The 24,248-nt window shown below is 68.3% G+C and carries 23 protein-coding genes; 5 read left to right on the forward strand and 18 right to left on the reverse strand.

The window, feature by feature from the left end:
• Positions 1 to 44: 44 nt before the first annotated feature.
• Together AC1DC5_RS04430 and AC1DC5_RS04435 are read right to left on the reverse strand one after the other, a co-directional pair.
• Positions 45 to 1,208 carry a GGDEF domain-containing protein gene (locus tag AC1DC5_RS04430; RefSeq protein ID WP_476864338.1) on the reverse strand — a complete coding sequence of 388 codons (1,164 nt, stop codon included), beginning with the start codon at positions 1,206 to 1,208 and terminating at the stop codon, positions 45 to 47.
• 342 nt (positions 1,209 to 1,550) lie between these two features.
• Positions 1,551 to 2,156, reverse strand: coding sequence for a malonic semialdehyde reductase (locus tag AC1DC5_RS04435; RefSeq protein WP_441407129.1), 606 nt, complete (start codon positions 2,154 to 2,156; stop codon positions 1,551 to 1,553).
• Positions 2,157 to 2,415: 259 nt separating this feature from the next.
• Here AC1DC5_RS04435 and AC1DC5_RS04440 point away from each other — a divergent pair, with 259 nt between their 5' ends.
• Positions 2,416 to 3,753, forward strand: a complete 1,338-nt coding sequence (locus AC1DC5_RS04440) for a uracil-xanthine permease family protein (protein ID WP_476864339.1) — start codon at positions 2,416 to 2,418, stop codon at positions 3,751 to 3,753.
• A gap of 121 nt (positions 3,754 to 3,874) precedes the next feature.
• Here the strand turns inward: AC1DC5_RS04440 and AC1DC5_RS04445 are convergent, their stop codons facing one another.
• Together AC1DC5_RS04445 and AC1DC5_RS04450 are read right to left on the reverse strand one after the other, a co-directional pair.
• Positions 3,875 to 4,396, reverse strand: coding sequence for a prolipoprotein diacylglyceryl transferase (locus AC1DC5_RS04445; protein ID WP_441407127.1), 522 nt, complete (start codon positions 4,394 to 4,396; stop codon positions 3,875 to 3,877).
• 70 nt (positions 4,397 to 4,466) lie between these two features.
• Positions 4,467 to 5,366 carry an SDR family oxidoreductase gene (locus AC1DC5_RS04450; protein ID WP_441407126.1) on the reverse strand — a complete coding sequence of 300 codons (900 nt, stop codon included), beginning with the start codon at positions 5,364 to 5,366 and terminating at the stop codon, positions 4,467 to 4,469.
• 301 nt (positions 5,367 to 5,667) lie between these two features.
• Here AC1DC5_RS04450 and AC1DC5_RS04455 point away from each other — a divergent pair, with 301 nt between their 5' ends.
• On the forward strand, positions 5,668 to 6,114 hold the full coding sequence (locus tag AC1DC5_RS04455) for a DUF6328 family protein (RefSeq protein ID WP_441407149.1): 447 nt from the start codon (positions 5,668 to 5,670) through the stop codon (positions 6,112 to 6,114).
• Position 6,115: 1 nt separating this feature from the next.
• Positions 6,116 to 6,820 (forward strand): DUF6766 family protein, encoded by a 705-nt coding sequence (locus tag AC1DC5_RS04460; RefSeq protein ID WP_441407125.1) that lies wholly within the window; start codon positions 6,116 to 6,118, stop codon positions 6,818 to 6,820.
• 4 nt (positions 6,821 to 6,824) lie between these two features.
• Here the strand turns inward: AC1DC5_RS04460 and AC1DC5_RS04465 are convergent, their stop codons facing one another.
• Together AC1DC5_RS04465 and AC1DC5_RS04470 are read right to left on the reverse strand one after the other, a co-directional pair.
• The gene (locus AC1DC5_RS04465; RefSeq protein WP_441407124.1) at positions 6,825 to 7,949 is read right to left on the reverse strand and encodes a glycerate kinase; all 1,125 of its coding nucleotides are present in this window, start codon (positions 7,947 to 7,949) and stop codon (positions 6,825 to 6,827) included.
• Between the two features lie 35 nt (positions 7,950 to 7,984).
• Positions 7,985 to 8,728, reverse strand: a complete 744-nt coding sequence (locus AC1DC5_RS04470; protein ID WP_476864475.1) for a glycerophosphodiester phosphodiesterase family protein — start codon at positions 8,726 to 8,728, stop codon at positions 7,985 to 7,987.
• A 488-nt stretch (positions 8,729 to 9,216) separates the two neighbouring features.
• Here AC1DC5_RS04470 and AC1DC5_RS04475 point away from each other — a divergent pair, with 488 nt between their 5' ends.
• Entirely contained in the window at positions 9,217 to 9,441 is a 225-nt protein-coding gene (locus tag AC1DC5_RS04475; RefSeq protein ID WP_476864340.1) for a hypothetical protein, read from the forward strand.
• A gap of 103 nt (positions 9,442 to 9,544) precedes the next feature.
• Here the strand turns inward: AC1DC5_RS04475 and AC1DC5_RS04480 are convergent, their stop codons facing one another.
• From AC1DC5_RS04480 to AC1DC5_RS04510, 7 genes are all read right to left on the reverse strand, one after another.
• On the reverse strand, positions 9,545 to 9,793 hold the full coding sequence (locus tag AC1DC5_RS04480; RefSeq protein WP_441407121.1) for a hypothetical protein: 249 nt from the start codon (positions 9,791 to 9,793) through the stop codon (positions 9,545 to 9,547).
• Positions 9,794 to 9,944: 151 nt separating this feature from the next.
• Positions 9,945 to 10,763 (reverse strand): HAD family hydrolase, encoded by an 819-nt coding sequence (locus AC1DC5_RS04485; protein ID WP_476864341.1) that lies wholly within the window; start codon positions 10,761 to 10,763, stop codon positions 9,945 to 9,947.
• 312 nt (positions 10,764 to 11,075) lie between these two features.
• Positions 11,076 to 11,588: a YbhB/YbcL family Raf kinase inhibitor-like protein gene (locus AC1DC5_RS04490; protein WP_441407119.1), complete on the reverse strand. Its 513-nt coding sequence runs from the start codon at positions 11,586 to 11,588 to the stop codon at positions 11,076 to 11,078.
• Positions 11,589 to 11,597: 9 nt separating this feature from the next.
• Positions 11,598 to 12,599 carry a carbohydrate kinase family protein gene (locus AC1DC5_RS04495; RefSeq protein WP_441407118.1) on the reverse strand — a complete coding sequence of 334 codons (1,002 nt, stop codon included), beginning with the start codon at positions 12,597 to 12,599 and terminating at the stop codon, positions 11,598 to 11,600.
• 62 nt (positions 12,600 to 12,661) lie between these two features.
• Positions 12,662 to 14,035: an MBL fold metallo-hydrolase gene (locus AC1DC5_RS04500; RefSeq protein ID WP_441407117.1), complete on the reverse strand. Its 1,374-nt coding sequence runs from the start codon at positions 14,033 to 14,035 to the stop codon at positions 12,662 to 12,664.
• Positions 14,036 to 14,235: 200 nt separating this feature from the next.
• On the reverse strand, positions 14,236 to 15,585 hold the full coding sequence (gene nhaA / locus AC1DC5_RS04505; protein ID WP_441407116.1) for a Na+/H+ antiporter NhaA: 1,350 nt from the start codon (positions 15,583 to 15,585) through the stop codon (positions 14,236 to 14,238).
• 92 nt (positions 15,586 to 15,677) lie between these two features.
• Positions 15,678 to 16,472, reverse strand: coding sequence for an alpha/beta hydrolase (locus tag AC1DC5_RS04510; protein ID WP_441407148.1), 795 nt, complete (start codon positions 16,470 to 16,472; stop codon positions 15,678 to 15,680).
• 216 nt (positions 16,473 to 16,688) lie between these two features.
• Here AC1DC5_RS04510 and AC1DC5_RS04515 point away from each other — a divergent pair, with 216 nt between their 5' ends.
• Positions 16,689 to 17,795 (forward strand): GTP pyrophosphokinase, encoded by a 1,107-nt coding sequence (locus tag AC1DC5_RS04515; RefSeq protein WP_441407115.1) that lies wholly within the window; start codon positions 16,689 to 16,691, stop codon positions 17,793 to 17,795.
• 16 nt (positions 17,796 to 17,811) lie between these two features.
• Here the strand turns inward: AC1DC5_RS04515 and AC1DC5_RS04520 are convergent, their stop codons facing one another.
• From AC1DC5_RS04520 to AC1DC5_RS04540, 5 genes are all read right to left on the reverse strand, one after another.
• Positions 17,812 to 18,552 carry a Type 1 glutamine amidotransferase-like domain-containing protein gene (locus tag AC1DC5_RS04520; protein ID WP_476864342.1) on the reverse strand — a complete coding sequence of 247 codons (741 nt, stop codon included), beginning with the start codon at positions 18,550 to 18,552 and terminating at the stop codon, positions 17,812 to 17,814.
• Positions 18,553 to 18,756: 204 nt separating this feature from the next.
• On the reverse strand, positions 18,757 to 20,724 hold the full coding sequence (locus tag AC1DC5_RS04525) for an IucA/IucC family protein (protein WP_441407113.1): 1,968 nt from the start codon (positions 20,722 to 20,724) through the stop codon (positions 18,757 to 18,759).
• Positions 20,721 to 21,284, reverse strand: a complete 564-nt coding sequence (locus AC1DC5_RS04530) for a GNAT family N-acetyltransferase (protein ID WP_476864343.1) — start codon at positions 21,282 to 21,284, stop codon at positions 20,721 to 20,723. Before AC1DC5_RS04530 ends, AC1DC5_RS04525 begins: the two co-directional genes overlap by 4 nt.
• Positions 21,281 to 22,648 carry a lysine N(6)-hydroxylase/L-ornithine N(5)-oxygenase family protein gene (locus tag AC1DC5_RS04535; protein WP_476864344.1) on the reverse strand — a complete coding sequence of 456 codons (1,368 nt, stop codon included), beginning with the start codon at positions 22,646 to 22,648 and terminating at the stop codon, positions 21,281 to 21,283. Before AC1DC5_RS04535 ends, AC1DC5_RS04530 begins: the two co-directional genes overlap by 4 nt.
• On the reverse strand, positions 22,645 to 24,231 hold the full coding sequence (locus AC1DC5_RS04540; protein ID WP_476864345.1) for a pyridoxal phosphate-dependent decarboxylase family protein: 1,587 nt from the start codon (positions 24,229 to 24,231) through the stop codon (positions 22,645 to 22,647). The genes AC1DC5_RS04535 and AC1DC5_RS04540 overlap by 4 nt, the downstream gene beginning before the upstream one ends.
• Between the last annotated feature and the right edge of the window lie 17 nt (positions 24,232 to 24,248).

A 24,248-nucleotide genomic window follows, 5' to 3' on the forward strand; every position in this document is an offset into this window, starting at 1 on the left:
GCCTTCGGGCCGGGCGTCGGCCCGCCGGTCCCGGGCCGGGCTGCTTAGGCGGGTTCTGCCTCGAGGCTGCCGGCGAGCACTGAGCGGTCGCGGCCCAGGGTCTTGGCACGGTAAAGCGCGGCGTCCGCGGAGGCGATCAACGCGTCAAGGTCCACGCGGCCGGGCGAGGTCGACGCGATGCCGTAACTGGAAGTAGGCAGGCAGGGGATTACGGGCGACGCCGAGGCCTGCACCCGGGCGCTGATGTCCCGGGCGATGTCGGCGGCCGTTTCCGGCGAAACGCCCGGCAGGAGGATGATGAATTCCTCGCCGCCGTAGCGGCCCACAAGGTCCGTGGATCGGACGGTGGACGTGCAGGCCTCTGCGAACGCCTGCAGGGCGGTGTCGCCGGCCGAATGGCCATACTCGTCGTTGATGGATTTGAAGTGGTCCAGGTCCGCCAGGATCAGCGACGCCGTGGTCCGGGCACGGGTGAGGCGTCGCAGTTCGTCCTCGGCCAAGTCAAGGAAAGCCGTGCGGTTCAGCAGCCCGGTCAGCCCGTCCACCGTGGCGCGGGCACGGAGGTCCTGGGTCTGTTGCTCGTAGCTCAGCTCCGCCATGGTGAATGACGCCACCACCATGATCACGGCCGAAGTCACCGTCGCCGGGACGGATCCAAAGACGGTCAGGAACACAGCTCCGTCGGGTCCCTCGAGAACGAAGGTAACCAGGCGGCCCAGATAGAACGCCGCGAGGAAGGCGGAGCCCACGGCCAGCGTGCGGTGCACGCGCGAGAAGTGCCTGTCCAGCAGGAACAGTTCCCGGCAGGCGAAGCCGATCAGCAGGCTCATGAATCCCAAATAGGCCGGGCCGCCGGACCACACGTTGGTGGCGGGCTGGTCCAGCGCCGATGCCACGGCCGTTATGGCGGGGCCGGCCGCCAGATACCAGATCTTGGGAACACTGGTCCGCAGCGAACGGGCGCCCGCCCAGATGCTGGACGCGCCGGCCACGAGAAACACGTTCCCCAGCGGGTTGGCCCAGACCTGGTGCGGCGAACCGTCCAGCAGGTAGGCCGCGTTGCCGGACAGGAAAAACAGGAGCGCCAGGCACCACGAGCCGCTGTAGGCAGACCGCGTCCGGCGGAACGTAATGAAGTAGAAAAGCAGCAGCAGCGTCAGGTCGACCACCGCCAGGGCGACACGCAAAGATAAGGTGTCAAGCGTCATGTAGTGGCCCCCCGGTCCGCTCGCAATAGCCCGATATGCGCCGACTGAGCGCCGCGGGTGAGCCTAGTATTGCACCCCGTCGCACAAAGTGTGACACCCGTCTCGGACATGACTTAGCGCGACCCGCTGTTCGACCGGCAAGTCCGCCACGAAACCCCATTGCGGGCCCCGCAGCCCTGTAGCCAGAGGACCGAAGCGGACTAAACTGGAAGCGGCCCCGGATGCGGCCTTGCGCTCAACCGCAGAATTGCGTCCCGAGTGCCTCCGGCCTGTCCCCCATGGTGCCGGAGGCACCTCCGCGTTCGAATGGTGCCGGAGCACCTCCGCGTCAGCGGCCACCCGTCAGACGGTGCGGACGACGTCGTCGTAAGCGAACTTCGGCTTGGCTGCACCCCAGGCGTCGGCCGCGGCCTGTCCGATGTTGACGACGAGGAAGCTCTTCTGGCCGCCGTCGGGGAAGAATGCCTCGTCAATCGCGGTGAAGTCCGCGCCCGTCATGGGTCCGGCGGAAAAGCCGAGGGACCGGACGGCGAGGATGAAGTAACCGGCTTGCAGGTGGGCGTTGTTGTTGCCGGTGGCCGCGGCGAGGTCCGGGGCGGCGTCGTACATGGCCTTGGGGGCGTTGTAGCCGGGCAGGAAGTTGTCCCACTGGTCCTGCCAGGACGTGTCGTAGCTGAGGACGGCGACGAGCGGTGCGGAAGCGGTTTTGGCGCGGTTGCCGTTGGCGAGGGTTTCCACTAGAGTAGCGCGGGCCTCGGCGGACCGGACGTAGGTCACGCGCAGCGGCTGGGAGTTGAACGCGGTGGGCCCGAACTTGGTGAGTTCGTAGATGGCCCGGGCCTGCTCGTCGGTGACCTCACCGGTGAAGGTGTTGGCGGTGCGGGCCTCGGCAAAGATGGCGTCCACTGCGGCGGCGTCGATTACTGCTTCTTCATGGGCGATGGTCAAGAGCATCCCTTTCGCTGGGCGTACCCGCCGGGAACGGCGGCCACTGGTTACTGTCTATAGTTGCAACTTCAACTTGTGCTTCCCACTTCCCGCAACGCCCCGTGACGTCCGGCACAGCGGCGCCGTCGTCAGTTACAGCCGCGCAGCCGTCAGATACAGGGCCGCCGCCGGCGACGCATGCCGGAAACACCGGCGCGGTAAAGTTGCCCCCGGAAGATTCCTTCCCGCCCCGCCACACATTCTCTGAAAGGCCCCGGCAATGAGCATGCTCGGTACCAAATGGAAGCTCCACGGCAACGGCAAGGCCATCCGCCCCGGTGAGGTCGTCAGGCCGGACGAGCGCCTTGCCTGGCCGCTGACCATCGGCGTCGGAATGCAGCACGTCGTCGCCATGTTCGGCGCAACTTTCCTGGTCCCGATCATCACGGGCATGCCCCCGGCCACCACGCTCTTCTTCTCCGGCATCGGCACACTGCTGTTCCTGGTCATCACCAAGGGCCAGGTGCCCAGTTACCTCGGGTCCAGCTTCGCCTTCATCGCACCGATCATGGCCTCGCAGCAGCAGTACGGCGTCGCCGGCGCGCTCGGCGGCGTGGTGCTGGCCGGCGTCGGGCTGGCGGTCATCGGCGCGGTGGTGCAGAAGTTCGGCGCCGGCTGGATCAACCGCCTGATGCCGCCCATCGTCACCGGCGCCATCGTGGGGCTGATCGGCCTCAACCTCGCCCCGGCCGCCAAGGCCAACTTCGATGCCGCCCCGATCACGGCCCTCATCACCCTGGCCACGATCATCGTCGTCAGCGTCTTCTTCCGCGGCATCCTGGGCCGGCTGAGCATCCTGGTCGGCGTTGTGGCGGGCTACCTCGTGGCGATGATCCGGGGCGAAGTTGACTTCACCAAAATGGACTCCGCCGCCTGGGTGGGACTGCCGTTCTTCCAGACCCCCGAATTCCACATCGGCGTCGTCGGCCTGTTCGTGCCGGTGGTCCTGGTCCTCGTGGCGGAGAACATCGGCCACGTGAAGTCCGTGTCCGCCATGACCGGCCAGAACCTCGACGGCGTCTCCGGGCGGGCGCTGATGGCCGACGGCGCCGCCACCGTCCTTGCCGGCATGGGCGGCGGCTCCGGCACCACCACCTACGCGGAAAACATCGGCGTCATGGCCGCCACCAAGGTCTACTCGACGGCGGCCTACTGGGTTGCCGGTGTCTTCGCCGTGGTGCTGAGCTTCTCGCCCAAGTTCGGCGAACTCATCGCCACCGTCCCGGCCGGCGTCCTGGGCGGCGCGGCGACGATGCTCTACGGCATGATCGGCGTCCTGGGCGTCAAGATCTGGGTGCAGAACAAGGTGAACTTCTCCAACCCGATCAACCTGACCACGGCCGCCGTCGCACTGATCGTCGGCATCGCCGACTACACCTGGACCATCGGCGACCTCGTGTTCACCGGCATCGCCCTCGGCTCGGCGGCGGCCCTGGTGATTTACCACGGCATGACGGCGATCGCGAAGGTCCGCGGCACCGTGGCCGAGCCGGAAACGGAAGGCGTGGTGCCTGCTGCCACGGCCGCAGTGAAACGCGCGCCGAAGAAGCGCCGGTAGCGCCGCCGCCTTGCTACAGCCCGAAGGCCGGGATCCGGACACCACGTGGGTGTCCGGATCCCGGCCTTCGCTGCGTCGCGCGGCGGTGCGGGCGGCGCGCTGGCTTTAGCTGGCGGAGGCTTTAGCCGGCGTCGAAGGGTTCCTCGTCGTCGCCGTCGCCGTCCTTGGCCGATTTGCTTTCGGGCAGGTCCGTTCCCGATCCGTCCGGAAGGCCGGCCGCATCCTGGCCGGGCTCCGAGGAGAACGGCCGCCCGGCGTCGGGCTCTTCGGTGTTGGTCGCATCCATCTCCGCCTCAGCGGATGGCATGGCCACCTCGGAATTCTCCGTGGCGTCTGCGTCGTAGCCGGGGGTTGTGCTGGCGTTTTCTGAACTCATCTGTTCCTCCGTTCCTCCGAAGCGTCCTGCTCCGGGTTCTCCTGCACTGTCTTGGTCTTCGGCGCCGAACTGGCTCAGGTCCGGTGCGCCGGCGGGGTAGGTCTCGCCGTCCGGGCTGTCCTGGCTGAGTCCGGCGGCGTCGAAAGCTTCTTCTTCGCGGGGCTGGGCGAACTTTTTGGCGTCTCCGCCCGGTAGCTCCTGCTCCACCGTCGGCGTTCCGTAGCCGCCGGCTTCCTCGATCGGTTCCTGCTGCTGTTCCTCGGTCATGCTGTTCCTCCCGTAGTGGAATGGTGAACTGCCTGGTTTCTTGGATCTGCCGGAATTGCCGTGACAGGGGTCAGAGGCCTTTGCCGCCGGTGACAGGCAGGACCGCGCCGGAAATGTAGGAGCCGTGGTCGGAAGCCAGCAGCACGTAGGCCGGCGCGAGCTCAGCCGGTTGTCCCGCGCGCTGCAGCGGGGTGTCCTGCCCGAACGACGGCAGCTTCTCCGGCCACTCGGTCGCCGGGATCAGGGGCGTCCAGATGGGTCCCGGTGCCACGGCATTGACCCGGATTCCCTTCGGGCCGAGCTCCTGAGCCAGGGCCTTGGTGAAGGCGACCTGCGCGGCCTTGGTCATGGCGTAGTCGATCAGCTCCGGCGAGGGGTTGAACGCCTGAATCGACGCCGTGGTGATGATCGACGCGCCAGCCTCCAGGTGCGGCACCGCCGCCCGGGCGGTCCAGATCAGCGAGTAGAGGTTTGTCTGGAAGACGCGGTCGAACTCCTCGGTGGGGAGCGACTCGAAGCTGTCGCGGTTCTTCTGGTACGCGGCGTTCAGCACCACAACGTCGAGCCGGCCGAACTCGGCGAGCGCGTCGTCGACGATCCTGGTGGCGAATTCCTCGTTGCGTCCGTCCCCGGAGATCAGCAGCGCCTTGCGGCCGGCTTTGCGGATCCACGCCGCAGTGTCCTGGGCGTCGGTTTCCTCTTCCGGCAGATAGGAGATGGCGACGTCGGCCCCCTCGCGGGCGAACGCGATCGCCACCGCCTTGCCGATCCCGGAATCCCCGCCTGTGATCAGCGCGGCCTTCCCGGTGAGGGCGCCGCTGCCTTCGTAGCTCTCCTCGCCGTGGTCCGGCTGGGGGTCCATGGGCGCGGTGAGGCCCGGCTGTTCCTGCACCTGCTCCGGGAACGACCCGGAGTAGTAGCCGCCCCGGGGGTCGCGCGGCTGGTCCTGCTGTTTGCGTGAATCGCTCATCGTCCACCTACCCAACGTGTCGGTTTCCTAGGACCGCGTCGCCCGCAACGGGCAATGGCCCGGAGCTGCGACGCTGCCCGCGAAGTAAACAATCCCACCCTACCCGCAAAATTGATCAGTACGCTTAGTACCGGCTTGAATTCCGTAACGCTCAAGCCTAGGTTGAGAGTTGGCTGCCGCCGCAGCCAGACCGTCATCCAGTGGAGGCCACTTGTCCGATTTAGAGCCGGAGTCCGCTCCCGGGGAGTCCCCGACTGGGGGCAAGAACCAGTACACGGCGGGCGGGCGCAACGAGTCCGCCATCGAAAAACTGGACCGCAACTGGATGGAACTGCTGCAGGAGCTGCGCGTGTTGCAGACAGGTGTGCAGATACTGGGGGGCTTCCTGCTGACGCTGCCCTTCCAGTCGAGGTTCGAGACGCTGGACGATTTCCAGACTGCCCTCTACCTTGCCAACGTGGCGCTGGCCGCCCTCACCACTGCGCTGATCCTGCTGCCCGTGAGCGTTCACCGCCGGCTGTTCCGCCTGCATCTTAGGGCGGCCCTCGTGGCCAGCGCGGACCGGATCGCCAAGGTGTCCCTGGCCTGCGTCGGGCTCCTTAGCGTGGGCACCTCGGCACTGGTCTTCGACGTCACCGCAGGCCGGGCGGCGGGGCTGTGGGCCGGCGGGGTGCTGCTGGTTGTACTGCTCGTCCTGCTGGCTTACGTACCGAGCAGGCTCCGCCGGCATGCCGAAAGAGGTAACTGACATGGCAAACCCAAGCCCGCAGGGCACACAACCGGGACGAAGCAAGGGCTCGTGGGTCAAGAACCACGGCCTGCTGCTGGCCAATATCGGCCTGTTCGTGGTGTTCTTCGGCGGCATGGTCCTCAGTGGAGCCGCGGACTACAGCTCGGACCAGCTGGCCCACGGCGAGCCGGCCGTGACGGTGCTGGGATACCTGGGCACCGGCGCGTTCGTCGAAGCGACATTTGAGAACTGGGAGTCCGAGTTCCTGCAGATGGGCATGTACGTCATCCTGACGGTCTTCCTGTTCCAGAAAGGATCCTCGGAGTCCAAACCGGTGGGCCGGGATGCCCCGCAGGACGAGGACCCCCGGACCGCGGACCTGAAGGCGGCCACCCCATGGCCCGTGCGCCGCGGGGGGTGGGTCCTCAAGCTGTATGAACACTCACTGTCGATCATGTTCCTGCTGCTGTTCCTCGCATCTTTCGTGCTCCACGCCGTCGGAGGGGCGGACGCGTACAGCTCCGAGCAACAGAGCCACGGCGAGGCTCCCGTGACAGTCCTTGAGTATCTCGCAACGAGCCGCTTCTGGTTTGAGTCCTTCCAGAACTGGCAAAGCGAGTTCCTGGCGGTCGCCGTGCTCGTGGGCGCTTCGGTGTACCTACGGGAGCGGGGCTCCCCCGAATCCAAACCGGTCGCGGAGCCGCACTATGAGACGGGCGCCTAAGCGCTCAGGCGCCCTCGAGCACCTGGCTGGTGGCCCAGACGAGGTACTTCGCGGCGTTGGCGACGGCGTCCTCGGGACTCCCTGCCACGTCCAACAGCTGCGCCGCGGCCACCACCCCGTGCTTGGCGAGGTCCTCAGGCGTGACCAGGATCCGTCCGGCGACCGCAATGACGGGAATACCCAGGCGCTGCGCGGCATCGGCGAGCGCAATCGGCGCCTTGCCGGTCAGCGACTGCGAATCCAGCGAGCCCTCGCCGGTGATCACAAGGTCGGCCTGTACGAGCTTGTCGGCCAGCCCGGTGAGTCCGGCCACCAGCTCGAAGCCACCTTCCAGCGCTGCGTCACTGAAGGCGAGGAACGACGCCGGGAAACCGCCGGCCGCCCCGGCTCCGGGGACGTTGACGTCCCGGCCGGTGGACTGGCGCAGCACTGAGGCCCAGTTGCGGAGTCCGGCGTCGAGCAGTTCCACGGTGTCCGCGTCGGCGCCCTTCTGCGGGCCGAAGACGTGGGCTGCGCCGTCGGCACCGACGAGCGGGTTCTGCACGTCGACGGCGATCCGGAACCTGGCCGAGCCGAGCCGCGGATCGAGTCCGCTGACATCGAGCTGCGCCACCTCGGCGAGCGAGCCACCGCCGAGCGGCACCACGTTGCCGGCGGCGTCGAGCGGCTTGAGGCCCAGCGCGCGAAGGGCACCGCTGCCGCCGTCGCTCATGGCCGAGCCGCCCAGGCCCAGCACGATCTCCGTCGCGCCGGCGTCGAGGGCGGCGGCGATCAGCTGGCCGCAGCCGTAGCTGTGTGCGCGCAGGGCGTTGGCCGGGGTGGGTTCCATGTGCGCCAGCCCGGAGGCCTGCGCGGTTTCGATCACGGCGGTGGCCCCGCCGGAGGCGTCCTTCCGGATCGCCCAGGCCGCGCCGACCGGCGCCAGGATCGGGCCGACCACCGCGTTCAGCCGCTCCTCGTACCCTGCGGCGACGGCCGCCTCAAGGGTTCCTTCGCCGCCGTCGGCCACCGGAAACTGTATGGTCTCGGCGTCGGGATAGACGCGCAGGGCTCCTTCGGCGATGGCGGCGGCGGCTTCGGCGGCGGTCAGGGAGCCCTTGAACTTGTCCGGGGCGATCAAAATGCGCATGGTCCCATCCTGCCAGTCCCGGAAGCCGGCCCGGTTCAGGCGCTCCAGACGCCGCGTTCCTGGAGGACTTCTTTGAGCAGGTCCGCCCGGTCAGTGACGATCCCGTCCACCCCGAGATCCAGCAGCCGGTGCATCTCCGCGGGATCGTTGACGGTCCAGACGTGCACTTGCAGCCCGTGCCGGTGCGCGCGCCGGACGAAGCCGGGGGTCACCACGGTCACGGCACCGTAGCTGACCGGGACCTGGAGGGCGTGGACGCCGCGGAGCGCACGTCCGGCCGTGAGGCGCAGGAGCGGGGCGGGGAGTACCGGTCCGAGCAGGACGAAGAGGGCGTTGGATACGATGCCGGCCGAACCAGCGGCGGGGCGGCTCAGCTGCTTCAGTACGGCCCGGCGCCGGCGGTCCGAGAAGCTGGCGATCAGTACCCGGTCATGCAGGCCGAACCGTTCGATCGCCGCGGCCAGGGTGTCCACCGAGTTCCAGTCCTTGACGTCGAGGTTGAACCGGACGTCGGGGAAGGCCTCGGCGAGTTCCTCGAACAGCGGGATAGGCTCCGCGCCGCCGATTCTTGCCCGGGCCACTGTCTCTGCCGGGAGTTCCGAGATCCGCCCGCGGCCGTCCGTGACCCGGTCCAGGGTCTCGTCGTGGAACAGCAGCAGAACGCCGTCGGCGGTGGTGTGCACGTCCGTCTCCAGGTGCCGGAACCCCAGTTCGACGGCGGCGCGGAACGCGGCCATGGAGTTCTCCAGGCCGTCGCGGGAGAAGCCGCGGTGGGCCATGGCCACGGGAAGATCCGGACCGTCAGCGGCGGCAGAGCCGGAGGCAAAAAACGGGTGCAGGGTGCTCACTCCTGAAGCCTAGCGGAGCACGGCACAGCACTGTGCGGACAGGCATCCGCGGCCCCGGAAGGCGCCACAGTTCGTTTAATCGAGCCCGTAGGCTGACCCGCGCGCAATGCGTGCCAGGAGGGCCTTGCTTTCAATGCTCCCCTGGTCAATTCCGGTATCAATTCAGGATTCAGCCGATCTGGTTGGGCGGCTGAGGCTTTCGCCGGCCGTAGGCTGGAGTGACGGAAGAGTTTTCTGATTGGGGACCAGATATGAACCGACTTACGTTGGGCGCTGCCACAGCCGTCATCGCTCTCTCATTGGCGTCTTGTTCCACTTCCAATGCCACGCCCCCGCCGGCCGATGGCGGCACGTTTGGGACCATTGACGAATTAAAGGAAGCTGTGGAATCCGCCGGCCTGCGATGCCCGGAGCTGGTCTTGGACACACCGCCCGCAAAGTTCGCCTCCTCCTCGGGAAGCTGCGGCGAGTTCTTATTCCTTGCTACCTATAGCAACGACATGTACCTGCAGTCGCAGCTTGATTTCGGGACGCCGGCTAGGCAGGGTTCAGTCAACGTCGGCAAGAACTGGACCGTCGTCAGCGAAGACCCGGATCGCATCCAGAAGAGCCTGGGCGGCACCGTCCTTCACACAGGGCCGTAGCTCCCTGGCGATCAGTGACCGTGAAAGCGTTCAGTCTCTGGTTAACGCTGAATTCTGCTGTGCGCCGGCATTCTGCTGTGCTCCGGCCGCCCGACGGGCTGGATCAGTTCGTGTGCGGAAGAATCTCCACGCCGTCGCTGCAGTGCAGCAGCGTGCGGCCACGGCCGCCGTCGAGGTCTACCCAGACGGCGGTGTGGTCGGCCGTGACGGCGTCCACCCGGCCTCCGGTCTCGTAGCCGGGCGCCAGCCGGACGCTGACCCGGTCACCCTGCTGCAGGCTCTTCCAGTGCGCGTCCGGCGCCGCCGGGCGCAGGGGCATGTCTTCCATATTGTTCGTGCGGTACCTGGCCATGATGTCCCACCGTCAGTCAGCTGATCCGTCGTGAGATTTCAGCGTAGGACGCCAAAGTGAACGCCAGTTGACCAATAGCTGGGAGTCCGGTGTCCGCGCGGGCCCGCTGTTGGATTGACCGGGCCAGTCGCGGCGGGGCCCTGCCGGCGCGTCAGGGCAGCCGGACACCCAGGGCGGCGAGCTTGGCCTCGAGGATCTGGGCGACGCCGTCGTCGTCGAAGTGCGGGGCCTGCTGCCCGGCGGCGAGGATGGCTTCCGGGTGGCCGCTGGCCATCGCGTAGCCGTCGCCGGCCCAGCGCAGCATCTCGATGTCGTTTGGCATGTCCCCGAAGGCCACCACATCGGCGGAGGCGATGCCGAGGGAAGCAGCGTATTCGGCGAGGGTGACGGCCTTGTTGACGCCGGGCAGGGACAGCTCCAGGAGCGCGATGTTGGGGGCCGAGTGGGTGGCGGCGGCAAGATGCGCGACGGCGGGGGTTACTTCGGCGAGGAATTCGTCGGCGGTGCCCTCCCGGACAATGGCGAGGAACTTCACGACGGAGTCCGTCGCAGCGAGGGTGGTGTGCAGGGGCGCCGGTGTGACCTCGGCCAGCAGTTCGCTGGAGCCGTTCTCGATGAACCCCGGTTCCAGGTGGAAGCCGTTCAGGGTCTCGGCGGCGAACAGTGCGGAGGGGCGCAGCCGCTGGATGATGCGGCGCACCTCGAACACGGCGTCGAGCTGCAGGGCCCGGGCGGAGATCAGCCGGTCCGCCTCGAGGTCCCAGACGACGGCGCCGTTGGAGCAGATGACGGTTCCGGTGTGCCCCAGCCGGTCCTGCAGCGGGTGGAGCCAGCGCGGCGGGCGTCCCGTAACGAAGACCAGTTCGACGCCGGCTTCACGGCAGGCGTGGAACGCGCGGACGGTCCGGTCACTGATTTTGCCGTCGTGGCCGAGGATCGTTCCGTCAATATCACTTGCTACCAGCCGCATACCGCCAGTCTACGTTGGCGGTGCCGGTACGGGGCCGGGCTGGGGCTGTTGGAGGTGCCCGCACCGGGCCGGGGGGCCTGGTGCGGCCGCCGTCGAAATCGCTGGAGACGTGCCCGGTCGGCCCCCGCCGACGTCGAAATCGCCGGTAACGTGCCGGGTCGCCGGAAAGTTACGGCGACTCCGCAGGCAACCGGCAAGTTCGTGAGGCGCAACGTGGGCGCGGACGTCGGTGTCCGGCGAATTCGCGGGCAGCAACGTAGGCCTTGGCGCAGGTATCCGGCCTGGCGCCCCGACGTCCCGACAGTTCCGGGCCTAGTGGCGTTCGTAGATCCCGGTCAGGCTCGCCCGGGCCAGGGTGTGCGGGGCGAGCTTCGCTTCGAGCTTCGCGGGGTGGGCTCCGGAGTCGAGCCCGGAGTGCGCCACGTCGAGGGCGTGGACCGTGACGATGTACCGGTGCGGGCCGTGGCCCTTGGGCGGGGCCGCTCCCATGTAGCCGGTGCTGCCGCCGTCGTTCTTCAGCTGGAACGCACCCGGCGGCAGGTGCCCGCCTGGGCGCGAGCCCGCCCCGGCCGGCAGGGACGTCGTGGCCGCCGGAATGTCGAGCACGGCCCAGTGCCAGAAGCCGCCGCGGCCCGGGGCGTCGGGGTCGAACACCGTGACCGCGTAGCCCAGGGTTCCGTCCGGGGCGCCGCTCCAGCTCAGCTGCGGGGACTCGTCCTTCGCGCCTGCGCCGGTGGCGGCGCCGCGCTGGGCCGGCGGCAGGGTCTGGCCGTCCTCGAATGACTCACTGCTGACGCGGAAGGACGTGGCATCGTCGTGTGTCATGGCTGCCTTTCAGTTCTTGGGGAGTTCTGCACTTTCGGGGTCGTTGCCTGCGGCGTCCCCGGGCGGCGCTTGGGCGCCCAGCTCCATCCGGTTCAGCTCCGCACGGGTGGGCGGGTTGGCGCCGGCCCGGGACACGGTGACGGCGGCGGCCCAGGCGGCGTGGGCCAGGAGTTCCCGGAGGCTCCCGGCGGAGAGTCCGCGCAGGTCCTTGCGGTTCTGCGCCCCGTCCAGGCCCAGGTCCACAATGGCGGACAGGAGCGCCGCCATGAAGGAATCCCCGGCGCCCACAGTGTCCGCCACTGTCACCGACGGTGCAGGGAAGTGCGCTTCGCCGGCGGCATTCACGCCCCAGGGCCCCTGCGCGCCGCGGGTGACCACCACCATCGCGGGACCTTCGGAGCCGCCGAGCGAGAGCCAGCGCCGGGCCGAATCCAGCGGATCCTCGCCCGGGTACAGCCACTCGAGGTCCTCATCCGAGGCCTTGACCACGTCGGCCAGCGTGACGAACTTTTCCGCCTGCCGGCGCGCGTAATCCACGTCCGTAATGATGCTGGGCCGGCAGTTGGGATCAAAGCTGATGGTGGCCAAAGGATGGGCATGCTCGACGGCGGAGAGCACCTCGGCGGCCCCGGGAGCCAGCATGGTGGCAATCGAGCCGGTGTGCAGCAGCGTCGTTGCCTGCAGCATGAACGGCAGCCGGTCCGCGAGCCCGGGAAGTTCCCAGGCGAGCTCGAACGTATAGCTGGCGGCGCCGTCGTCGTCGATCAGGGCGGTGGCCACGGACGTGGGCAGCTCGTCCGGGCCCACCGGGAGGAGCACCGAGCTGGACTTCAGGTGGGCGGCCACCGATTCTCCGTAGGCGTCGCGGCCGTAGCGGCCGATGAACTGCACCGGATGATCCAGCCGGGCCAGCCCCACGGCGACGTTGAGGGGGCTGCCGCCCACATGGGCCTGGATCCCGGAGGCGCGCTGGACCACATCAACCAGGCCCTCGCCAATAACTGTGAGCATGCTCATACTCTGCCAGAGAACGCGGGCATGCGCCCCCGTGTTTCGGTGCGCGGGCAACCCGCTCAGCCAGGCGGGCCGGCCGGCACGGGGGCGTTGTCCACCGGGATTCCCGCCGCTCCGGCGGCGTCGAATTTCGCGTCGATATGGACCACATCCCTGCCTGCGCGCTGCAGCAGGCTCGCGGCGGTGCCGGCCCGGTAGCCGGTGGTGCAGTGCACCCACAGCTTCCCGGCGGGGACGGAATCCAGCCGACGCAACAGTTCATGGAGCGGGATATTGACCGCTCCTGCCACCCGCGAGGCGGCGTACTCGTCGGCCCGGCGCACGTCGACGACGGTGTCCCCGGGGGCCCGGCCGGCGAGCACGCCGTCCCAGCCCACACGGGGGTAGGAGGCAAGCGCGGCGCGGGGTGCCAGCGCCTGCGGGTCCGTTCCGAGGGCGGCGTCCGGGGATTCGATGCCGATCCTGGAAAGGTCGCGGATGGCATTTTCGACGTCACCACTGGATCCCACCAGGGTCAGTTGCTCACCCCAGGGCAGGATCCAGCCCAGGTAGGTGCTGAAGCTGGTGCCGTATTCGAAGCTCACACTGCCCAGCAGGTGGTTGCTGGCGAAGGCCACGCGGCGGCGCAGGTCCACCACCCACTCGCCGCCGTCCAGCCGGCGCATGAGTTCCGCGGCGTCGAGCGATTCCGGCACGGTCAGGTCAGCCGGGCCCGGCCCGGCGGCGTTGGTGACCCCCATGTGGGCGTAGTAGGAGGGGTAGGCGGTGAGGTTCGCGATGAGTTCCTGGACGAAGTGGTCCTCGTCCGGGTCCGTCAGGGCGTGGTTGCTGGTGAGTTGTTCGCCGATGGTGGAGGACCCGGCGCCGCTGGCGGGGCCCGAGGAGCAGAAAGACCCGAACCCGTGGGTCGGAAAGAGCGCTGCGGTGGGTGCGGCCTCCCCGGCGAGCCGGCGCACCGAGGCGTACTGGTCATGTGTCAGGCCGAGGGTGTCCCCGGCATCCACAAGGTCCGTGCGGCCAACCGAGCCGTACAGCAGGCTTCCGCCGGAGAAGACGGCCTGCTGCCCGCCGTCGTCCACGATGAAGGACAGGTGCGTGTGCGTGTGGCCCGGGGTGGCGACGGCCTTGACGGTCAGCGCACCGACCTGGACGCTCTGCCCGTCCGTGATCGGCTGCCGCGCGAAGGACACCGGGTCTGCGGCGTTCACGAGGTAGCTCGCGCCGTGCGCCCGGGCCAGTTCGAGCCCGCCGGTCAGGTAGTCGTTGTGGATGTGGGTCTCGGCGACGTGGGTGATGGTGACGCCGGCGTCGCGCGCGGCCGCTTCAACGCGCTCAGTGTCCCGTTGCGGGTCGATGACCAGCGCAAACGTGCCGTCATGGACGAGGTAGCTGCGGTCCCCGAGTTGCCTGGTCTCAATGACGACGACGTCCATGATTCGCTCCTGCCGGTCTGCGCAGCCGCGGCCGGCCGGAAGGCCGCGGCTGCTGCACGCTTTCATGATCAAACCCCCTGGGGTATGAACGCAAGACCTGCTTCGGTGAGAATAACGACGTCGGCCGCCACACCGGCCTCCGACGCCGCTAACGAACGGCACGGCGCCGCCGAACTCGGCCGCCGGGGGGGCTACAGGGGCTACCCGGTGGTGCCGTCCTGCTGGTAGACGTCCGGGATCCCGTCGTGGTCCGAGTCGACCTTCTCGTCTTCTTCGGCCTTCCGGTACTGCCGGTTCCGGGTCCGCAGGACCGCCGTGGCCAGCAAGGCCGCCAGCGCCGACGCCGCGAGGATCCCTACCTTGGCGTGGTCGTCGTGGATGCTGCCCTGGCCGAAGCTCAGCTCGGCCACGAGGAGCGAAACGGTGAATCCGATACCGGCCAGCAGGGAGATTCCGACGACGTCGATCCACTTGAAGCTGGTGTCCAGCCGGGCCCTCGTGACCTTGGTGAGCAGCCAGGTGGTGCCCATGATGCCGATCGGCTTGCCGAGGACCAGCGCCACGATGATGCCCACCGCCACAGGGTCGGTCAGGGCCGAAACCAGCCCATCCCAGCCGCCCACGGCCACGCCGGCGGAGAAGAACGCGAAGATGGGGACGGCCACGCCGGCCGAGATCGGGCGGAACCGGTGCTCGAAGACCTCGGCGAGGCCCGGACCGGCCTCGGGGCCCCCGCTGGCCTTCGAACGCAGGACCGGGATGCCGAAGCCGAGCAGTACACCCGCCACAGTCGCGTGGATGCCGGAGGCGTGGACCAGGGCCCAGGTGACAGCCCCGAGCGGCAGGAGAATCAGCCACGCGGCCGAGGCGTTGATTTTGAAGAAGCGCCGGTATCTGTGCGCCAGGTAGGTGTAGATGGCCAGCGGGATCAATGCCAGCAGCAGCGGCAGCGGCTGGAGGTCATTCGTATAGAAGACGGCGATGATGGTGATGGCGATCAGGTCATCGACGACGGCCAGGGTCAGCAGGAAGATCCGCAGTGCGCTGGGCAGATGCGAGCCGATGATGGCCAGCACGGCGACGGCGAACGCGATGTCGGTGGCGGTGGGAATGGCCCAGCCGCGCAGTGTCTCCGGGCTGGCGACGTTGATCACCGCGTAGATCAGCGCCGGGACGGCGACGCCGCCAACGGCCGCCGCGACCGGAACGATCGATTTGTTGATTTGGCGCAGGTCCCCGGCGATGAATTCGCGCTTGAGTTCGAGGCCCACCAGGAAGAAAAAGATGGCGAGCAGCCCGTCAGCCGCCCACGCGCCGAGGCTGAGCTCCAGGTCCCACGGTGCGTAGCCGAACTTGAAGTCGCGGAGGGCGAAGTAGCTCTCCGAAACCGGCGAGTTGGCCCAGATGAGCGCGATCACGGCCGCCGCGACGAGCAGGGCCCCGCCGACAGTCTCCTTGCGGAGGATCTCACCGATCCGAAGCGACTCGGCGTAGCTGCCGCGGCCGAAGATGGTCAGACGCGGGGGGCCGGGAGGAGGTGTGGTGCTCATGCGGGGTCCTAAAAGTTGGATCGACGGAACTATGCCGACCAGACTTCCCGGCGCACCTGCCCCCATTCTAGTGCGTCAGTGCACAGGCGGGTTCAGCCGAGAAGAATTTGCACCAGTTCGCGGCACTTCCGGTAGGCGGCGGCCTTCGGATCGATCAGGGCGAAGTGGTCGCCCGGGACCTTCAGGAGCTGGACCGGGGCGCCGGCGGACTTGGCCGCCGCCGCGTACGAATCGGACTGGCTGACGGGAACCGTGTCATCGTCCGTGCCGTGGACGGCATACACGGGAATCTTCAGGGGCACTGCGCTCATCGGATCAGCGTATTTATGCCGTTTGGGGTATTTTTCGGAGGAGCCGCCCAGCAGGTTGCTGACAGCGCCATTGCTCAGGTTCAACCGCTCGGCCTCGGCGAGGTTCAACAGCCCGGACTGGCTGACGACGCCGGTCAGGTGCACAGCGCCGTCGTCGTCCTTGCGCAGCAGCTGGCGGTCCGCATCGGGGGCGCCGAGCTGTGCAAGGCGGCTCCGTCCCGCTGCCCAGACCGCGAGGTGCCCGCCGGCGGAGTGCCCCAGGGCCACCACCCTGTCCAGCCCGAGGCCATGGTCACCGGCGATGTCGCCGAGCTTGTCGATGCCGGCCAGCACGTCGGAAAACGTATGGGGCCAGCCGCCGCCGTTTCCGGCGCGGCGGTACTCGAGGTTCCAGGCGGCCATGCCGTGCGCCGCCAGGTCCTTGGCCAGGGGTTCGCCGAGTTCCGCGCCGTACTGCGAACGCCAGTATCCGCCGTGAATGACCACCACCACGCCCTTGATGGCGGCAGCATCCGGCAGGAAGAGCTCCCCCCACTGGCTGGAGTCATCGCCGTAGCTATACCTATGCCGCTTCACACTGTCCTCCTTGGGGCCCGGTGAACAGGCGGCGGAGACTGCCCCCAGTGTCACCGTCGCTGCGGCCGCGATAAATGCCCGACGCCGCACATCAGCCATGTGAGGAGCCTACCTTGAGCGCCGCGCGGCCGTGCGTAAGGCCGTGCCGGGCCCGAAGGCGCCCCGGCGCCCGGGTGTCAGCCCGCCGCCGTCGTGCCCCCGCCGTAAGCTGGACGCATGGCGAGCAATTGGGATCGACTGGACGCGGACCTGCGCGAATCCGTGCAGGAAAACGTGGAACTGTACGAGCGGGTGCGCCCTGCCCTGAAGCTGGTCACCCGCGAGGTCCTGCTGACGCTGCGGAGCATGCTCAAGGGAACCGAGGTGACGCCGCTGTTCGTCACCGGCCGCACCAAGACGGTCGAGTCCTTCCGCGAGAAGATCTCCCGGACGGAGGAGCCGCTGGAGCCGGGCGGTCCGCCGGTGCTGAAGTTCCCGGACCCGTTCCGGACCCTGAATGACATGGTGGGCGTCCGCGTCATCACGAAGCTGCCGGCGGAAAACGCCGTGGTGGCCAACCTGATCAAACGCCAGCGCCAGCTCTTCGACTGCCGCGGCGACCGCGAGAAGGACATCGGTTCGATCGAGTCCGGCACGTACGGCTATTCCAGCCGCCACCTGATCCTGCGGACCATCCAGAACGAGTCCGTCAAGGACTACCAGCAGGCCTTCAACCCGGACGTGCCGCCGAACGGCAGCTACTTCTTCGAATGCCAGATCCGGACCGTGTTCGCGCACGCCTGGAGCGAGATCGAGCACGACATCCGGTTCAAGGCCGAGGACCCGCGCGCCTGGACCCCGCACTTTGACCGCCAGTTCACTGCCACGGCCGCCATGCTGGAAACCGTGGAGGGGGCGTTCGCTGACCTGCACGAACGCTACGAAGAGGTCCGCAGCTACTGGGACATGGACGGCGAGGGCGCCGCCCAGCTGACCCCGAACCGGATCCGCGACGTCTGGCGCACCCTCCTGCCGCACGTGGACCGGAAGGTCGACGACGACTGGGGCTGGGCCGCCGAGCTGATGGCCGCCCACGGCCTCAACCAGACCATGCAGCTGGCCGGGCTGCTCAGCGCCAACCGGATCACGGAGGTCCGCCGGGCCCTGGACCACCGCTACTCCCCCGGCCCGGACCGGCTCCTCGATGACCTGCTGCTCTGGCAGTACGGCACCAAGCACATCGACCTCACCGCGGAACCGGCCGACGCCGTCCCGCACCCGCGGCGAGACAGCCTCCTGCGGCGGCTCAAGCAGATCGAGCGCTACCGCCTGACGCAGGGGTAGGGCTTCCGGCACGCGCCTACAGCTGGGTGGGCTCGAGCCGTTCTTCGAGCACTCTGCCGTCTGAGCCGTCGGACAAGGTCTGGGTCACCCGGTAGGCGGCCTCGCCCGGCGTTTCGGTGACCGTCCCGGCCAGTTCGGTCCCGCGGTAGACCAGGCCCACGCCGTCGTCGGTGCAGTGGGTCTCGCCCAATGTTCCGTCCGCGACCAGCCGGTGCACGAGGGGACGGCGCGCTGCTTCGGAGTCGTAGTGGACTCCGTTGTCGTAGGGCAGCAGCCCCAGGCCGTTGTTCACGGCACGCAGCTCGGGACCGAACGAGTCGGTGGTCCCGCCGTTGAACCAGCAGATCGAACCCGCCGAAACTCCGGCCAGGACGACCCCGGCTTCCCAGACCCGCCGGAAGATCGAGTCCAGTTCATGGGCGCGCCAGACCGCCAGGAGGTTGACCACCGAGCCGCCGTTGACCCACACGACGTCCTGGCCGAGCAGGTACTCCTCGACGTTGGCGACATTGGGCATGGTGAACAGGTTCAGGTGGGTGAGCTGGAAGCCGGCCGCGTTTCCCGCTTCGCTGACCTCGTTGTTGAACCACCGCTGGTCGCCGCTGGCTGTGCCGACATGGGCGATCCTGGGCGCCCGCCCGGTCACGCCGGACAAGTCGACGGCGTGATGGACCAGCTTGTTGAATTCCAGGCGGGTCCGTGTCCCCGGCTTGTACCCGCCGGAGGTCGCAAGGATAGTCGGACTTTCGGCAGCCATAGGGAAGGTCTCCTGGGTCGGGGAATGAGGTCTCGCCATCGAGGCTACCCTCCCCCGCAGGAATGGCCGGCAGGAATCCGGCGAGCCTGCCTGCCCGGATTCTCCCCACTTTTGAAGCTGCGACGCCGGTACTCACCGGCGATTCGACACGGCACGAGGGGCGCCGCCTCCAAAAGTGGAGAGATTCCGGCGTCGAGGGCGGCCTCAGGCGAACCGCGCCAGCGGGTTCAGCAGCCGGCCGGACATCTGGAGTCCGCCGGACGGGTCGGCCAGGTCCAGCATCTGCTGGTTGTTGCGCAGCTGCAGCCGGTTGAGGCAGGACAGCGGGAAGTCCGTGGCGAACAGATCATGCCGGGCAAACTGCTGCGCGAGCTCGGGGTGCTCGCCCTGGTAGTTCCGGAGGACAGCCGCGGCGGTGCGCCAGAACTCTTCGCCGCTGAGCTTGCCGTCTTCCTCCAGCAGCGCGCTGAGGAACCGGAAGATGCAGTCGAAGACGTCCGTGAAGATGGCCAGGACCTTCTCCTCGTCGAGGATCGCAACCTTGATGCGTGCCACGTCCTCGGGCAGCTCCAGCCGGTCCCCCATGACGACGATCTCCTCGGCAATGTCCTTCATGATGGCGCTGACCGGCACACCGTTCTCCAGGATCAGGATGACGTTTTCGCCGTGCGGCATGAAGGCCAGCTCGTAGGCATAGAGGCAGTGGACCAGCGGGACCAGATAGGCCTCGAAATACCGGCGCAGCCACTCCGCGGGAGCCAGGCCGGAACGCTCGATCAACGCGGACACCATCGGCTTGCCCGCCGCGTCAACGTGCAGCAGGGACGCCATAGTGGCCAGTTGCTGCCCGTCCTCCAGCAGCGCCAGGGGGCTTTCCCGCCACAGCGCGGACAGCATCTTCCGGTACGGTGAACCCTTCGCCGAGGCGGCCTCGTAGTACCCGTTGTGATAGCCGACGGCTGCCACCTCGCGAATGAGCGTCAGCCGGCGCTTCTGCAGGGCGGCGTCGCCGAGGATCAGGTCACGGAGCCAGTCGTTGATAGCGGGGGTGGCCTTCATGTACTGCGGCGACAGCCCCCGCATGAAGCCCATGTTCAGCACCGACATAGCCGTCTTGACGTAGCACTTCTCCGGCGAAACCGTGTTGAAGAACGTCCGGATGGACTGCTGGGCCTGGTAGCCGTCCGCGCCGATTCCGAGATGGACGATGCGCTGCCGGGCTATTTCGGCGGCAAACGTCACGGTGAGCTTGTTGTCCCATTGCCACGGGTGGACGGGCATGAGGAAATAGTCCGAAGGGTTCAGGCCTCGGGCATTGAGCTCCGCGTCGAAGTACGCGACGGCGGCAGCCCCCAGTTCGGCGTCGAGGTGGTTCCGGTAATTGAGGCCGTCGGCGGACGTGAAGACGGCCTGGTTCCGGTGCACCGCAATCCACTGGAGCTGCACAGGGGCGCCCGCCTCCGGAGCGAACGAATGGTAGTCCGCGATCCCGAAGCCCAGCCGGCCGTTATTGGCCACGAAGCAGGGATGGCCTTCGGTCATGCTCCGTTCGATGGCCTGGAAGTCGATCGCGGCGTCTGCCCCGCCGGTCACGCCGGCCGCCAGTTCCGCGGAGGAAGGCTGGCCTATCCACTGCTTGTAGGCGTGGCTGGAGAGTGTGCTGCTGATTTCCTCGAGATAGACCGGGAGCATCTCCTCGCGGATGCCCAGGGTGTCCCGGAACTCGGTTATGAAGCGCAGCGCGTCGGGTTCCGTCCCCTCCCCCGCGGGACATGTCCGGCCTTCGGCCCCGGGCGTGGGCATGCCGGGATATGCCCCGGCTTCGAGGCGGCGGATGGACATGTCCGCGATGGACCAGTGGTCGAGCTCCAGTTTCCGGGCGGCAAACCGGTATTCCACGGAGCCGTCGTCGCTCGTGACGCGGTAGAGGGCGGGCTCCCGGGTCCCCGCTTCGGCGGGCAGGCCCGGTTCGTCCTGCCCCGGCGGCCGGCCGGTCCCGGCAGTCGCAGCGGGTTCAGCCGTGAGGAGTTCCGGCACCAGGATCCGTTCGTGCGAGAACTCGGCGAGCGCTTTGCGGACCACGTGCCGGTTCGCGGCGGCCCAGCGTTCCGGGCTCAGGTGGGCGGTTGCGTTGCCAGCGGCGAGGACGGATTCGAGTTCAACAGTGGTCATAGCGGTGCTCCCTGGCGGATCGGGGATGAATGGAGGTCGGCGCGGGCGGCGTGGAAGGCCCCGCGCGTGCAGAAACTGAGGAGGGCCCGTTTGTCGGGCAGGGCCACTTCCCCGGCGGGCTGGAACCCCAAGCGGGCATTGAGGATGTGGATTTTCGTGTTGCGCGCGTCCGGTTCCACGACGGCGCGCTCCACCCCCGGGTCGGCGAACAGCCGTTCCAGGACGGCGTCCATCACCCTCGTGGTGTAGCCGGCGCGCGGCGGCCCGGCAGGCGGGCCGACCAGCAGGTGCATCCCGACGTCACCGGGCTGCACGGCGTACACACCGGCCAGCGGTGATGATGCCGGAAGGTACACCTCCATCAGGAAGGCGGGGACGCCGCCGTCGAGCCCCAGCAGCGCGTGGTGGTGCCCGCTGGACTGGATCCTGGCGTATTCCTGCGCCACGTCCTCCACGGTGCAGCCGAGCATGTCCCAGAAGCCGGCGTACGGCTGGGTCACCCACGAGTGCAGGAGCGGCGCGTCGGCCACCGGGTCCAGGCTGCGGAAGGTGAAGCTCATGCCGGCACCCCCGCAGCTTCTCGGACGGCACCGCCGGTGGCGTGCCGCCGCTCCGTCCCCGGCGGCGGGCCGAACTGCTGGAACGCGATGCTCCGTTCCACCGGGTAGACCTCGCGGCCGGTGATTTCGCGCAGGATGCACGAGTTGCGGTAGGCGGCCATGCCCAGGTCCGGGGTGACGAACCCGTGGGTGTGCAGCTCGGCGTTCTGGACGAAGATCTCGCCGGGTTCGACGCCGGTGCTGTAGTTCCGGTCCACGGCGAACCTGCCGCTGCTGTCCCGGGCGAGCCGGTCCTGCACGCCGGCAAGGAACTCCGGCTCGACGTAGCCGTAACCGGTGGCGAGCACCACGGCCTCGGTGTCCAGCGAGTAGTCGGCGCCCTGCTCCTCATGCCGCAGCTGCAGGGTGTGGGCGCCGGCCGCCGGGTCCCAGGACGCGCCGGTGAGCGCCGAATGCGTCAGCAGCCGGGTGTCCACCAGGCCGGCCAGGCTCTTGGCGTACAGCAGGTCATAGATGGCGTCGATGAGCTCCGAGTTGATGCCCTTGTAGAGGTTCTTCTGGCTCTTGACCAGGCAGTCGCGCTGTTCCGGCGGGAGCGCGTGGAAGTAGTCCACGTAGTCGGGCGAGGTCATCTCCAGCGTCAGCTTGGTGTACTCGAGCGGGAAGAACCGGCCGGAGCGGGTCACCCAGTCCAGCCGGTAGCCGTGGATGTCCATCTCCTGCAGCAGCTCGTAGTAGATTTCGGCGGCGCTTTGGCCGCTGCCCACGATCGTGATGCTCCGCCGGCGCTGGAGTTCGCTCTTCCGCGGCAGGTACTCGGCGTTGTGGAGGACCAGTCCGCCGGCGTCCACGATGCCGTCGCAGGCCGCCGGAAGATACGGCGAGGTGCCGGTGCCCAGCACCAGCCGCCGGGCGAACAGCACCTCGGGGCCGTCCGGGCCTTCCAGCGCGAGCCGGTACACGCCGTCGTCGTAGGTGATCTTCCGGACGTCCGTGCCGAACCGGACGGAATCCAGCTGCCCCGCCACCCACTGGCAGTACTGGTTGTACTCTGCGCGCAGCGGGTAGAAGTTTTCGCGGATATAGAAGCGGTACAGCCGTCCGGTCTGCTTGAGGAAGTTCAGGAACGAGTGCGGGGAGGTCGGGTCCGCCAGGGTGACCAGGTCGGCCATAAACGGGACCTGCAGGTGGGCCGGCTCCAGCATCATGCCGGGGTGCCAGTCGAAGGAGTCCCGGCGCTCCAGAAAGACGCCGTCCAGCCCGTCCACCGGGGCGCTCAGCGCGGCGAGGCCCAGGTTGAACGGCCCGACGCCGATCGCGGCAAAGTCGTGGACGCGTTGCGGGCGCGGGGTCCCGGCGTTCATGCGGACACCTGCGCATCAGCGAGCAGTGATGCCCCGGTGGTCCGGAGCAGGTCGATGATGCCGCGGATGTCCGCCACGCCGGCTTCGGCGTTGAGCAGGGTGAACTTCAGGTAGTGCCGGCCCGCTACCGTGGTCCCGGCCACGACGGCCTCGCCGGAGGCAAAGACGGCGGAGCGGATGTCCTGGTTGAGGCGGTCCGCCGTGTCTTCGGACAGGCGGCCGCCATCCTCCTGCAGCGGACGGTACCGGAATACGAGCGTGCTGAGCTGCGGCCCGGCGGCGAGCTCAAAGTCTGGATCCGCGGCCAGGATCTCACCCACGCTCGAGGCCAGGTCGATGGCCTCGTCGAAGAGCGCCCCGAGGGCGTCGGCTCCCATGATCCGCAGCGTCAGCCAGAGTTTCAGTGCGTCAAAACGGCGGGTGGTCTGGATGCTCTTGTCCACCTGGTTGGGGAGGTCGACGGCGGCGGCCGGGTTCAGGTAGTCGGCGTGGAATCTCACGTGCCGGAGCGTGGCCGCGTCGCGGACCAGCAGGGCGCTCGAGCTGACCGGCTGGAAGAAGGTCTTGTGGAAGTCGACGGTGACCGAATCGGCCCGGTGGATCCCGTCCAGCAGGTGCCGGTGCCGCCCGGACACCATAAGTCCGCCGCCGTACGCCGCATCGACGTGGAACCAGGCGCCGTGTTCGCGGGCTGCCGCGGCCAGCTCGTCGAGGGGGTCAATCGCCCCGAAATCGGTGGTCCCGGCCGTGGCCACCACGGCCATGGGCACCAGGCCTTCGTTCCGGGCCCGGGCCAGTTCTCCGGCCAGTGCCGCCGGGTCCATCCGGTGGTCCGTTCCGCAGGGCACGGACACGACGGCGTCGTACCCGAGTCCCAGCATGGATGCCGACTTCCGGATGCTGAAGTGGCTGTCCGCCGAGGTGAGGATCCGCAGCTTCTCCAGGAGGGAAGGCAGCCGGAGCCCGTCAGTTTCCGGGTCCAGTTTCAGCCATTCGACGGCCTGGTTCCGGGCCAGCAGCAGGGCCTGGAAGTTGGACTGGCTCCCGCCCGAGGTGAAGACACCGTCTGCGGAGTCGCCAAGCTGTAGCTGCCCGGCGGCCCACGAGATGAGCTTGCGTTCGATCATGGTGGCGCCGGCGCTCTGGTCCCAGGTGTCCAGGGAGGAGTTCACGGCGGACAGGACGGCCTCGGCCACGAGGGCGGGGATCACGACGGGACAGTTCAGGTGTGCCGCGTACTTGGTGTCGTGGAAGTAGACGGCGTCCCGGAGGTAGACCCCCTCCAGCTCCTCGAGGGCAGCCGCGGTGTCCGAGAGCGGAGTGCCAAGGTCCACGGCGTCGACCCGGTGCTTCAGCTCTGCGGGCGTGGCGCCGGTGAACGGCCGCGTGCATTCGGCGACTCTGCCCGCGACCGCCGTCACGCCCTGGAGCACCTGGGCCGTGTACGTGCCGGCATTGCGGGCGTTGAAGAGGTGGGCGGCGGCGTCTTGCAGCAGCGCGGCCGCGGAGTCAGGGCCGGCTTCGGTGCCGGTTTCGGTGCCGGGCGGCAGCGGGTGAACATCCACAGGGGTTACGGGCGCCACAGAGAAATCCTTTGTTT

Source organism: Arthrobacter sp. 10L424, from assembly GCF_056395325.1.

Bases quoted from the DNA above. Each gene is read 5' to 3' on its own strand.
- AC1DC5_RS04535 (WP_476864344.1), bottom strand. From the start codon at position 22,648: ATGAACGCCGGGACCCCGCGCCCGCAACGCGTCCACGACTTTGCCGCG.
- AC1DC5_RS04450 (WP_441407126.1), bottom strand. From the start codon at position 5,366: ATGAGCGATTCACGCAAACAGCAGGACCAGCCGCGCGACCCCCGGGGC.
- AC1DC5_RS04470 (WP_476864475.1), bottom strand. From the start codon at position 8,728: ATGGCCCACCGCGGCTTCTCCCGCGACGGCCTGGAGAACTCCATGGCC.
- AC1DC5_RS04480 (WP_441407121.1), bottom strand. From the start codon at position 9,793: ATGGCCAGGTACCGCACGAACAATATGGAAGACATGCCCCTGCGCCCG.
- AC1DC5_RS04460 (WP_441407125.1), top strand. From the start codon at position 6,116: ATGGCAAACCCAAGCCCGCAGGGCACACAACCGGGACGAAGCAAGGGC.
- AC1DC5_RS04500 (WP_441407117.1), bottom strand. From the start codon at position 14,035: ATGGACGTCGTCGTCATTGAGACCAGGCAACTCGGGGACCGCAGCTAC.
- AC1DC5_RS04440 (WP_476864339.1), top strand. From the start codon at position 2,416: ATGAGCATGCTCGGTACCAAATGGAAGCTCCACGGCAACGGCAAGGCC.
- AC1DC5_RS04445 (WP_441407127.1), bottom strand. From the start codon at position 4,396: ATGACCGAGGAACAGCAGCAGGAACCGATCGAGGAAGCCGGCGGCTAC.
- AC1DC5_RS04515 (WP_441407115.1), top strand. From the start codon at position 16,689: ATGGCGAGCAATTGGGATCGACTGGACGCGGACCTGCGCGAATCCGTG.
- AC1DC5_RS04490 (WP_441407119.1), bottom strand. From the start codon at position 11,588: ATGACACACGACGATGCCACGTCCTTCCGCGTCAGCAGTGAGTCATTC.
- AC1DC5_RS04525 (WP_441407113.1), bottom strand. From the start codon at position 20,724: ATGACCACTGTTGAACTCGAATCCGTCCTCGCCGCTGGCAACGCAACC.
- AC1DC5_RS04430 (WP_476864338.1), bottom strand. From the start codon at position 1,208: ATGACGCTTGACACCTTATCTTTGCGTGTCGCCCTGGCGGTGGTCGAC.
- AC1DC5_RS04530 (WP_476864343.1), bottom strand. From the start codon at position 21,284: ATGAGCTTCACCTTCCGCAGCCTGGACCCGGTGGCCGACGCGCCGCTC.
- AC1DC5_RS04495 (WP_441407118.1), bottom strand. From the start codon at position 12,599: ATGCTCACAGTTATTGGCGAGGGCCTGGTTGATGTGGTCCAGCGCGCC.
- nhaA (WP_441407116.1), bottom strand. From the start codon at position 15,585: ATGAGCACCACACCTCCTCCCGGCCCCCCGCGTCTGACCATCTTCGGC.
- AC1DC5_RS04485 (WP_476864341.1), bottom strand. From the start codon at position 10,763: ATGCGGCTGGTAGCAAGTGATATTGACGGAACGATCCTCGGCCACGAC.
- AC1DC5_RS04465 (WP_441407124.1), bottom strand. From the start codon at position 7,949: ATGCGCATTTTGATCGCCCCGGACAAGTTCAAGGGCTCCCTGACCGCC.
- AC1DC5_RS04520 (WP_476864342.1), bottom strand. From the start codon at position 18,552: ATGGCTGCCGAAAGTCCGACTATCCTTGCGACCTCCGGCGGGTACAAG.